The organism is Peribacillus sp., assembly GCF_059453735.1.
Map to the genome: position 1 here is coordinate 1 of NZ_JAZVJO010000392.1, position 9,710 is coordinate 9,710.

Consider the following 9,710-nt stretch of genomic DNA (forward strand, 5'->3'; position numbering starts at 1 on the left):
AAGGAAGAAATTGCCCGGCAGGCTCCTGAGCAGCTGAATAAGGAAAAGCCGGCACATGGTTAGGAATGTGCCGGGTCTGCGTTATGATGATTGTTTCATCTTTGCTTTAGATGGAATAAATAGTGTTAATACAAATGCGACAATGGCTAAGATGGTCATGAAATAATAGGCATCACTTGATCCTAAGTGAGCCGATAGCTTCAGCATTTGCATTTGGTGTTTCCCTAAAGTACGTTTCCGCATACTTTGTGGTTTGTGTTGTTACGGTCCTATTTAAGCACCTTGGTTCAAAAAATATCCCAAATGATTTTAAAGGACTCCATTGTCATCCAGCGTGAAAGAGGAGAAGCTGTTACTAGGGAAATAACGTTATCGATGGATATTCTCGCAGCCTCCATTCTTGGAATTATCATGTGGTGGCTAAAGGACGGCGTTCATTTTAGATCTGAATATATAGCCAATCAAATTATTGAATTATATCGATAATAAGGCAAAAAGGATGAAGCCTAAGATGGCTTCATCCTTTTTTGTTCTATAACTCATTTAGAGCGGTGCCAAATAAATTAAACTCAGGCACCTTTTCTTTAGTAGAAATTTCATACGTATTCGTTTGTTTAGGAACACAGATTGAATCTTGATCAATATTCATCATTGTTGAATCCTGTTCTTCGTACCAATGATTGATCATGAAAACCATCTCCTACGTTGAATAAAACGATATACATTTTTTGTTGAAGTCTATCCCTGATCACCTGGACTAAATATCGCTGCGTCATTCTCTTTGTTCCATTGGCTTCTGATCGTACTCATCGCACATCATCTCCTTTGGTGAGAAATGCCTCATGCTTTTTAATCACTTATACATACTGCGTATTCGGTCAATCATTCGTGCAAGCCTATCTTGATTCCTACCCTTTATCACCTGGACTAAATACCGCTGCATCATTCTCTTTGTTCCATTGGCTTCTGATTGTACTCATCGCACATCATCTCCTTTGGTTGAAAAATGCCTCCTGCTTTTAATCACTTGCATGAAAAATAGTACCTTGAATCATTCGTGCAGGCTTGTCTTAACGTCTAGCCCTGATCACCCGGACTAAACAACGCTGCGTCATTCTCTTTGTTCCAATGGCTGTTGAACATACTCATCGTACATCATCTCCCTTTGGTGAGAATGTCTTACATTCATACTATACCCCAGTCGTTATATTTAAAACATAAAATGGATATTTTTCTAAAAAATAAACAGGTTATAAATATCTGTTTTTTCTGAATCCAACTGATAATTTTTGGGGAAAGTAGGGTAAATATAAAATGACATAGAAGATAAAGTAGGTAGAAAAGGAGGAGCACATGAGTACTACGAATAATCGATCAGCATACTCCAGTAGAAATATATGGACTGGAATTTTATTTGGGCTCGGTTTAGTTGGTTTTATTGATGAAGTTGTCTTTCATCAGCTGTTACATTGGCATCATTTCTACGACAAGTCAACGACAGACATGGGACTGGTATCGGATGGTTTGTTTCATGCTTTTAGCTGGTTTGCGACTATCGCTTCTTCGTTTTTATTAGCCGACTTGCACCGTAAACAAGCGTATTGGTTCAAAAGATGGTTAGCGGGTGTGTTTCTTGGAGGAGGGGCTTTCCAGTTATATGATGGAACCATCCAGCATAAATTAATGGGGTTACATCAGATTCGCTATGTAGAAAATGTGTATGTGTATGATATAATCTGGAATTTCATTGCTATTGTTATGATTATAATCGGTGTCACCCTCATTATTCGTACACGCGGCAGAAAACATGATGATGGAAAGACTGTTGCCCATGAATCACAGTAATCACAACGAAGTTCATATAAACCAAGCAGGAGAGGCAGGCTCGCAAATTCTTTTAGCACTGCCATTTATCATCGTGTTAATTCTCTATCTTTGTGCTGTATTCATCTCCAATCGTCATCATAAGAAATGGCCTGTAGCTCGAACTGTGTACTGGGTTTCAGGAGTTCTCTCGGCAATACTAGCAGTGGCCGGACCCATAGCAAACCGTGCCCACATAGATTTTACAGCGCATATGCTCGGTCATTTATTCTTAGGGATGCTGGCTCCGTTACTAATGGTTCTAGCTGCTCCAATGACGTTAATGTTGCGAACAATAAGCGTCACTTCAGCAAGACGTCTTACACGTGTTCTAAGGAGTTGGCCGTCTCGGACGTTTACCCATCCTGTTGTGGCATCATTCTTAAATATAGGGGGTCTTTGGTTGTTGTACACGACCAATCTATACGCCCTGATACACGAAAGTAATATGTTGAATTATATTGTTCATTTTCATGTATTTATGGCCGGTTACTTATTCACCGTGTCCATGATTTATATTGACCCAATTCTCCACCGGATTTCTTTTTTATACCGTTCAATCGTCTTAATTATTGCGTTAGCCGGCCATGGTATTTTATCAAAGTACCTCTATACGCACCCGCCTGCTGGAATACCATTAGAACAGGCAAAACAGGGGAGTATGGTTATGTACTATGGCGGAGATATCATTGACCTTATATTAATATTCATTCTATGTTTACAATGGTTTAGAGCAACCAAACCTCGAAGGGAAGCAGCTATGGAGCAAGCTAGTGAATCCGTTCCACAGAACATGATAAAACATCCGTGAGCACTTGATCACGGATGTTTTTTTGCAGTAAAAAACCCTGCTGCAACACGGTATAAACCGAACTACAACAAGGTTTTTCATATAAGTAGTGTCCCAGATAGGAATCGAACCTACGACCTACAGCTTAGGAGGCTGTCGCTCTATCCTGCTGAGCTACTGAGACAGATTAAAAATGTACGATTGATATATTATATTTCTATTCTGCAAATTTATCAAGATATTCGTATTTGGAAACGGGTGTGATTGTGGTGTTTTTCATAATACGCAAAGAAAATCACCGAATATTCATTGATTGTTCATGCTATAATTGGATGATTATGGATGGTGGCAGGTGGGAAAAAGAAGCAAGTAGACCCCAACTATGTGGTGTTTGATTATACAAAGGAAGTATTTCGAAGCCACGAAATGGAAGACCTAGTTGAATTCCTGCACCAATTTTAAGAGATAGGGGAGAAATGATGAGAGATTCGTATAAGTTTGTGCTGTTTGACTTAGATGGAACGATTTCCGATCCGCGGCTTGGCATTGTCCATTCGGTTCAGTACGCAGCTAAAAAGATGAAGCTTCGGGATGTTCAAGCAGCTGAAGTAGAAGCTCATATTGGTCCGCCTCTGCAGGAGACATTCGCTGAAGTATTTGGCTTAGATGAAACAGAGACGAAATCAATGATTAATTTTTACCGCGAATATTTTAAAAATACTGGGATGTTTGAAAATGTTCTTTATCCAGGTGTTCTGGAGCTCTTGGAAACCTTGAAATCGACCAAACGGTTAGTGGTTGCCACGTCAAAACCCACTGAGTTTGCGGAGAAGATAGTATCGTATTTTCAGATTGATAAATATTTTGAACTGGTGGTTGGAAGTAATCTTGATGGGACGAGGACAACAAAGGCAGAAATCATCCGTTATATTCTTGAACAATACGGGGAGTATAAGCCAGAAGAGTTTGTTATGATAGGAGACCGAAAACAGGATATTCATGGAGCCCGTCAAAATGGAATAGATTCGATTGGCGTTACCTACGGGTTTGGTTCACCGGCAGAATTAAGGGAAGCACAGCCAAATCATATTGTGGACACCGTATCGGAGTTAGGGAGCTGTTTTACTCGGTGAAAAAGACCCCCTCACTCGGAAGGGGGAAGGGTTATACAAATAAACGAAGCAGTAAAACAAATGCTAGTCCAGCTATAGAAATAATTGTGTCTAATAGTGTCCACGTTGCAAAGATTTCTTTCATACATAAACCAGAATACTCTTTAAACATCCAGAATCCTGCATCATTAACATGCGAAGCTATTAAACTGCCTGCTCCCAAGCGATGACCCCTGGACCAGGATGGTATCCTCCTGATGCTAACTTAGTTGTTTAATAGACTTCGCTGATAATCGGCAATTCTTGAATAATCTTTCTCTAATATCCTAGATAAGTTAATAAAAATTGGAAGTAATTGTCTGTATTCTATAACGGCCTCTTCTCTTGGCAGATGTTTAAACGTATTGCCGATCATCTCAGAAACAACGTCAAAGGATTCAATTTTCCCCGTTGCATAAAGGCCCAAAATACATGCCCCAAGACAAGAGCTTTCATAGCTTTCTGGGACGACCACTTCCGATTCGAATATATCGGACATCATTTGCCGCCAAACACTCGATCTAGCGAATCCTCCCGTTGCTTGAATCCGTGTTACTGGCCCATCCATGCACTCAGTTAGTGCTAAGAATACGGTATATAGATTGTAGATAACGCCTTCTAATGCGGCTCGAATCATATGTTCCTTTTTGTGCGACATCGTTAGACCAAAAAATGATCCGCGTACATCTGGGTTCCATAAAGGAGCACGTTCACCTGCTAGGTATGGATGAAATAACAATCCATCAGCGCCAGGTCTCACTCGTTCAGCGATTCTAGTTAAGACTTCATACGGATCGATTCCTAGTCGTTTGGCTGTTTCGATTTCTGAAGAAGCAAATTCATCTCTGATCCAGCGCAGGACCATTCCGCCATTATTTACGGGACCGCCAATAACCCAATGTTTTTCTGTTAGGGCGTAGCAAAAAATTCGTCCTTTTTCATCTGTTTGTGGTTCATTAATAATGGTGCGTATAGCGCCGCTTGTCCCAATGGTGACCGCAATTTCGCCTTTTCTAATTGCATTGACACCTAGGTTAGAGAGAACACCATCGCTTGCCCCAATCACAAAAGGTGTTTGTTGAGCTATTCCCATTTCTTTGGCTAGAGACGGATTACAACCGCTGAAAATTTTGGTTGTCGGTACAAGCTCAGACAATTGGGACCGAGTGATCCCTGCGATTTGTAACGCTTCTTCATCCCAATCTAGTGATTTAAGATTCATCATGCCCGTTGCTGAAGCTAGAGAATGATCGATTACGTACTGATCAAAAAACTTTTTAAATATATATTCCTTAATGCCAATGTATTTTGCAGCTTTGGAGGCGATATCAGGGAATTCATTGACCAACCAAGCAATTTTGGACAATGGTGACATCGGATGAATGGGTGTTCCGGTTCGTTTATAGATTTCATGCCCATTCAACTCGTTTTTGATTTTACGAGACCATGCTTCACTTCGATTATCAGCCCACGTAATGCACGGTGTCAGTGGTTTATCTTGTTCATCCATTGCAATGACGCTATGCATAGCACTGCTAAATGAAATAAAGGAGGGTGCCTTATCAGAATGAAACTTCATAATTTTTGAAAGGGCTTGCAATACAGCTTGGAAAATTTCCTCTGGGTTTTGTTCAGCTGTGGAACTATCAGGTGTGTGAAGAGGGTAGCCGATATTTTCTTGCTGGATGACTTCACCTTTTTCACTAAATAAAACAGCCTTCGTACTCGTTGTACCGATATCTATACCTACCATATAGTTAGTCATTATCAAGCCCAACTCCTTTAGCTAGCATTTGCTGTGACATCCATAAATCGTCTACTTTTCCTTGAACATCATCGAAATTTTTATGTAAAGATTTAATCATGAGCGATCGGTCTTTTGTTTTAATCGCTTCAATATAAAGGGCGTGGTTTTTCATAATTCGTGTGAAGTCATTATATGTTTCTTGGAAGCGACCCCGCATTGACAAGAGAATAAAGCTTTCCATGACTGGTTTTAAATTGTTCCAAATCATTAAGATATGGGAGTGGTTGACTGATCGGATTATCGTTTCATGGAATAAAAGATCATGATATGAAAATTCGTCTGCATCGCGATATTTTATAGCAACGTGCATCATTTCAAGAATTTTGCTAAGTTCCTTGGTTAATTCGTCCGTGTCTATCCTTACAAGGCGTTCAAATACAAACGATTCAATAAGGAGACGCACATCGTAAATTTCATTAATGTCTTTTTCTGTTAAACCAATAACAACAGCACCCATTCTTTCTAGACGAATGATGTTTTCAGACGCTAGTTTCTTCAGTGCTTCCCGGACAGGGGAACGACTTGCAGCAAAATCTGCTGCCAATTTATTTTCCGACAGTATGGCACCGCTTTCAATTCGTCCGGCGATAATACGCATTCTAAGTTCACATGTTATCCGGTCACCCACTGTTGACTTTAACAGCCATTTTTCAGGGTATAGGAAATTAGTTGATTCAGACATGATGTCACCTTCTTTAATTATTCATTCTAGTACACTTGTATACAAGTATTATAATTAAACTTATTTTTATTGCAAGCGCTTTATTTAGCTATTCAGAACATTTCTAAGGTAAAATTAGATAGGGATAGTGTCTAAGTACGTTGTTACATTTTTGTTAGGAAGTTCGTTCGATATACAGGTTATAGTGTATAATCGACATACATAAAAAAATCACATAAGTTAAGAAATAGGTGTCTTTTTGATAAAGACTTAAAAGGGAAGTTGGTGTCATTCCAACGCGGTCCCGCCACTGTAAATGGGTGTAAACGGCATAGCCACTGTAGTTAACTATGGGAAGGCGTCGTGTGCAATACCCATGAGCCAGGAGACCTGCCTATTTTCGTGCACTTTTTAAACCTGCGAGGATAGGTTGGTGTGTGGCTTTTTCTACTTGTCATAATCGGCCATACAACAATCTCCAATTCATATTGGGGATTTTTTATTTGTGCAGCAAAGACTGGGAGGGTTTTAGAAATGAAAAAATTATGTATGAAGCTAGTTGCAGGACTAATAGTAATGGGAATCTTGACTGGCTGCGGCAGTGAAGTGGAGGAGAAGCAGCAACAGGCAGCTTCTGAGATTGATAAGGGTAAATCAGCAGTATTTCCTGTAACACTGACGGATGCAACGGGTGAGCAGGTCACCATTGAACGGGAACCTGAAAAAATTGTATCGCTCATTCCTAGTAATACGGAGATAGCGTTTGCCATGGATTTAGGTGAAAAAATTGTCGGTGTTTCAGATTACGATAATTATCCGAAAGAAACCGCTGATATCGAGAAAATAGGCGACCTAGAATTTAATGTGGAAAAAATCATTTCACTGAGTCCAGATCTAGTGCTGGCGCATGCATCTACAGCCGATAGTGCAGCAGACGGTCTCCAACAAATTAAGGATTCGGGTATTTCAGTGGTTGTCATCAATGATGCTGGGAACTTCAAGGGTGTCTATTCATCCATAGAAATGATTGGTAAGGCAACAGGAGCCGGTAACAAGGCAAAAAGTCTTATTGATGAAATGAAGCAAAAGTTAAGTGAAATTGAAGAAAAAGCTGCAGAGATAAAACAACATAAACAAAAAAAAGTATTAGTTGAAGTTTCGGGACCTCCGGAAGTGTATGTGACCGGAAAAAACACCTTTGTAGATGAAATGTTGCAGCTGATTAATGCGGAAAATGCCGCAGCAGATCAAGAGGGCTGGGCTAAGGTGGAAGAGGAATCGATGATTAAAGAGAACCCCGATGTCATTATTACAACGTATGGTCGATATGTAGAAGATGTAACAAGTGATATATTGAACCGCAATGGCTGGAAAGCAGTCACCGCCATTAAAGAAAAACAGGTTGTTGACGTGGATGAAGATCTTGTCACGCGTTCAGGTCCAAGGCTGGCAGAGGGAGTAGAGGAACTTGCTAAAGCGGTCTATCCAGACGTATTTAAGTAATAAACTGTACATCTACTTACTCGCAGTCACTTTTTTGCTAGCTTCTGTAATTGCAGGAATATCGATAGGCGCGGTTTCCGTGCCTATCATGGATCTTTTGAAAATTCTTGCTAAAGAAATCCTGCACTTCCCTATAGAACAGACGAATGAAATGTATACCAATATTGTCATGAACATCCGACTGCCGCGAGTTATTTTAGCCGGACTTGTTGGAGCTTCATTGGCTATTTCGGGAGCTGCTTTTCAGGGGCTTTTACGTAATCCGTTAGCAGATCCATATACACTTGGTGTCTCATCAGGTGCGTCCTTAGGTGCGGTTATCGTGTTGTTTTTCTCACTCTCTTTGCCGTTCATCGGATCATTTACACTACCAGTGTTCAGTGTTTCGTTTTCTTTTGCGACGATTTTTGCTGTTCTGTTTTTTGCTCGGAAAATTGATAGGTCAATGAAGGTTGAGTCGATTATTTTAACTGGGATTATTTTCAGCTCATTTCTTGGGGCCTTTATTTCGATGATGATTGCGTTAACAGGCAATGAACTCCGGCAAATTATCGGGTGGCTGCTGGGTAGTGTTTCGATGCGCGGCTGGAGTTATATCACGATTATCCTGCCTTTCTTCCTAGTTGGTGTACTAGTCTTGATGCTGAATGCAAAGGAATTGAATGCTCTATCCTTTGGGGAAGACAGGGCACAGCATCTGGGTGTAAATGTGAAACGCCGCAAGCTGACAATTCTCACTGCCGGTGCATTGCTGACTGGGGCAGCCGTAGCGGTCTCAGGAACGATTGGTTTTGTCGGTCTTGTCGTGCCGCATTTTATCCGGCAGTTATGCGGTCCCGATCATAAACATTTACTGCCGCTTTCTCTACTCTCCGGAGGTGGATTTTTAATTTTCGCTGACCTTGTATCAAGGACCATCATCGCGCCGACTGAATTACCGATTGGCGTCATTACTGCCTTGATTGGCGCTCCTGTTTTTGCGGCGATATTAATGAAAAACAGAACAGGAAGAAGGAGATAACATGCTTAAGGTAAAAGGGCTGATCGGAGGATACGCTGCAGAACCAGTCATTCACTCCCTATCCTTTGATGTTCGTAAGGGGGAATTATTCGGAATTCTTGGACCGAATGGCAGCGGAAAAACGACATTATTACATATGATAAGCGGGATTATGCGTTCAGACACTGGCAGCATTTATATAAAGGATTTACCCATCCAGAGCTATTCTGCGAAGCAGCTGGCAAGGACGGTGGCAGTGCTGCCACAGCATTCTTCCCAAACCTTTTCCTACTCTGTGAAAGAAACGGTTTCGCTTGGCCGTTATGCTCATCAATCGGGCTGGCTGAATACCTGGACGGAGGAGGATGAACGGATCGTCCAAGAGGTAATGGAGCAGACTGGTGTTCTAGCCTTTCAGGATAAAAGTATGAATGAGCTGTCAGGTGGTGAAATACAACGGGTAATGCTGTCACAAGCCTTGGCGCAGCAACCAGAAATTCTTTTGCTTGATGAACCGACCAATCACTTAGATCTCTCCTATCAAAAAGATTTGCTCGATATGATGAAGAAATGGTCCGTGGAGAAGGGCTTAACTGTTATCTCGATTTTTCACGATTTGAATTTAGCCGCTCTGTATTGTGATAATCTCCTGCTCTTAGAAAAAGGAAGAATTCAAATCATTGATACTCCGAATAATGTGCTCCAACAGGAGCGGATTCAGCATGTATATAAGACCGAAATTGAAAAGCACCCACACCCTGTGCTGCCGAAGCCTCAAATGTTTATCGTTCCTGATAAGCAGGCAGGTGATGATCAGGAAATCAAAATAGATCAGCGGTATTTGACGCAATCTGAAGAGTACATATCTCTACATTCACCTATCCCGCTGCGTACGATGTCTTCCGGAGTCACAGGAGCTGGTACCGGCTGGTATG

Annotated in this window: 11 protein-coding genes, 1 tRNA gene, 1 pseudogene and 1 riboswitch; of the genes and pseudogenes, 7 read left to right on the top strand and 6 right to left on the bottom strand. The window is 41.1% G+C overall.

Features of this window, described 5'->3' with window-relative positions; genetic code table 11:
- Window positions 1-81: 81 nt before the first annotated feature.
- A complete protein-coding gene (locus AC52RT_RS12820) occupies window positions 82-243 on the bottom strand; it encodes a hypothetical protein (RefSeq protein ID WP_495541105.1) in 162 nt (53 codons plus the stop codon).
- A 60-nt stretch (window positions 244-303) separates the two neighbouring features.
- Here AC52RT_RS12820 and AC52RT_RS12825 point away from each other — a divergent pair, with 60 nt between their 5' ends.
- Complete coding sequence (locus AC52RT_RS12825) at window positions 304-486, top strand: hypothetical protein (protein WP_495541106.1); 183 nt, start codon at window positions 304-306, stop codon at window positions 484-486.
- Window positions 487-532: 46 nt separating this feature from the next.
- Here AC52RT_RS12825 and AC52RT_RS12830 read toward each other — a convergent pair whose 3' ends face one another.
- Window positions 533-688 (bottom strand): hypothetical protein, encoded by a 156-nt coding sequence (locus AC52RT_RS12830; RefSeq protein WP_495541107.1) that lies wholly within the window; start codon window positions 686-688, stop codon window positions 533-535.
- Window positions 689-1,353: 665 nt separating this feature from the next.
- Between AC52RT_RS12830 and AC52RT_RS12835 the strand changes: the two genes are divergently transcribed.
- A complete protein-coding gene (locus AC52RT_RS12835) occupies window positions 1,354-1,845 on the top strand; it encodes a DUF2243 domain-containing protein (RefSeq protein WP_495541108.1) in 492 nt (163 codons plus the stop codon).
- Window positions 1,832-2,674 carry a cytochrome c oxidase assembly protein gene (locus tag AC52RT_RS12840; protein WP_495541109.1) on the top strand — a complete coding sequence of 281 codons (843 nt, stop codon included), beginning with the start codon at window positions 1,832-1,834 and terminating at the stop codon, window positions 2,672-2,674. The genes AC52RT_RS12835 and AC52RT_RS12840 overlap by 14 nt, the downstream gene beginning before the upstream one ends.
- 89 nt (window positions 2,675-2,763) lie before the next feature.
- On the opposite strand, the gene AC52RT_RS12845 is transcribed toward AC52RT_RS12840, so the two are convergent.
- Window positions 2,764-2,837, bottom strand: a tRNA-Arg gene (locus AC52RT_RS12845).
- Between the two features lie 295 nt (window positions 2,838-3,132).
- Here AC52RT_RS12845 and AC52RT_RS12850 point away from each other — a divergent pair.
- Complete coding sequence (locus AC52RT_RS12850; protein WP_495541110.1) at window positions 3,133-3,786, top strand: HAD-IA family hydrolase; 654 nt, start codon at window positions 3,133-3,135, stop codon at window positions 3,784-3,786.
- Window positions 3,787-3,817: 31 nt separating this feature from the next.
- On the opposite strand, the pseudogene AC52RT_RS12855 reads toward AC52RT_RS12850, so the two are convergent.
- The 3 genes and pseudogenes from AC52RT_RS12855 to AC52RT_RS12865 all read right to left on the bottom strand — a co-directional run.
- Window positions 3,818-3,985: pseudogene (locus tag AC52RT_RS12855) on the bottom strand (GntT/GntP/DsdX family permease); the annotation flags it as partial.
- Between the two features lie 45 nt (window positions 3,986-4,030).
- Window positions 4,031-5,569, bottom strand: a complete 1,539-nt coding sequence (gene gntK, locus AC52RT_RS12860) for a gluconokinase (protein ID WP_495541111.1) — start codon at window positions 5,567-5,569, stop codon at window positions 4,031-4,033.
- On the bottom strand, window positions 5,562-6,293 hold the full coding sequence (locus tag AC52RT_RS12865; RefSeq protein WP_495541112.1) for a GntR family transcriptional regulator: 732 nt from the start codon (window positions 6,291-6,293) through the stop codon (window positions 5,562-5,564). Before AC52RT_RS12865 ends, gntK begins: the two co-directional genes overlap by 8 nt.
- Window positions 6,294-6,504: 211 nt before the next feature.
- Window positions 6,505-6,684, top strand: a riboswitch (cobalamin riboswitch).
- Window positions 6,685-6,806: 122 nt separating this feature from the next.
- Between AC52RT_RS12865 and AC52RT_RS12870 the strand changes: the two genes are divergently transcribed.
- The 3 genes from AC52RT_RS12870 to AC52RT_RS12880 form a co-directional block, all read left to right on the top strand.
- Window positions 6,807-7,775: an ABC transporter substrate-binding protein gene (locus AC52RT_RS12870; RefSeq protein WP_495541113.1), complete on the top strand. Its 969-nt coding sequence runs from the start codon at window positions 6,807-6,809 to the stop codon at window positions 7,773-7,775.
- Window positions 7,741-8,796, top strand: coding sequence for a FecCD family ABC transporter permease (locus AC52RT_RS12875; RefSeq protein WP_495541114.1), 1,056 nt, complete (start codon window positions 7,741-7,743; stop codon window positions 8,794-8,796). Before AC52RT_RS12870 ends, AC52RT_RS12875 begins: the two co-directional genes overlap by 35 nt.
- Window position 8,797: 1 nt before the next feature.
- Window positions 8,798-9,710 (top strand): ABC transporter ATP-binding protein (locus tag AC52RT_RS12880; RefSeq protein ID WP_495541115.1); only part of this gene is annotated, 913 nt, incomplete at its 3' end.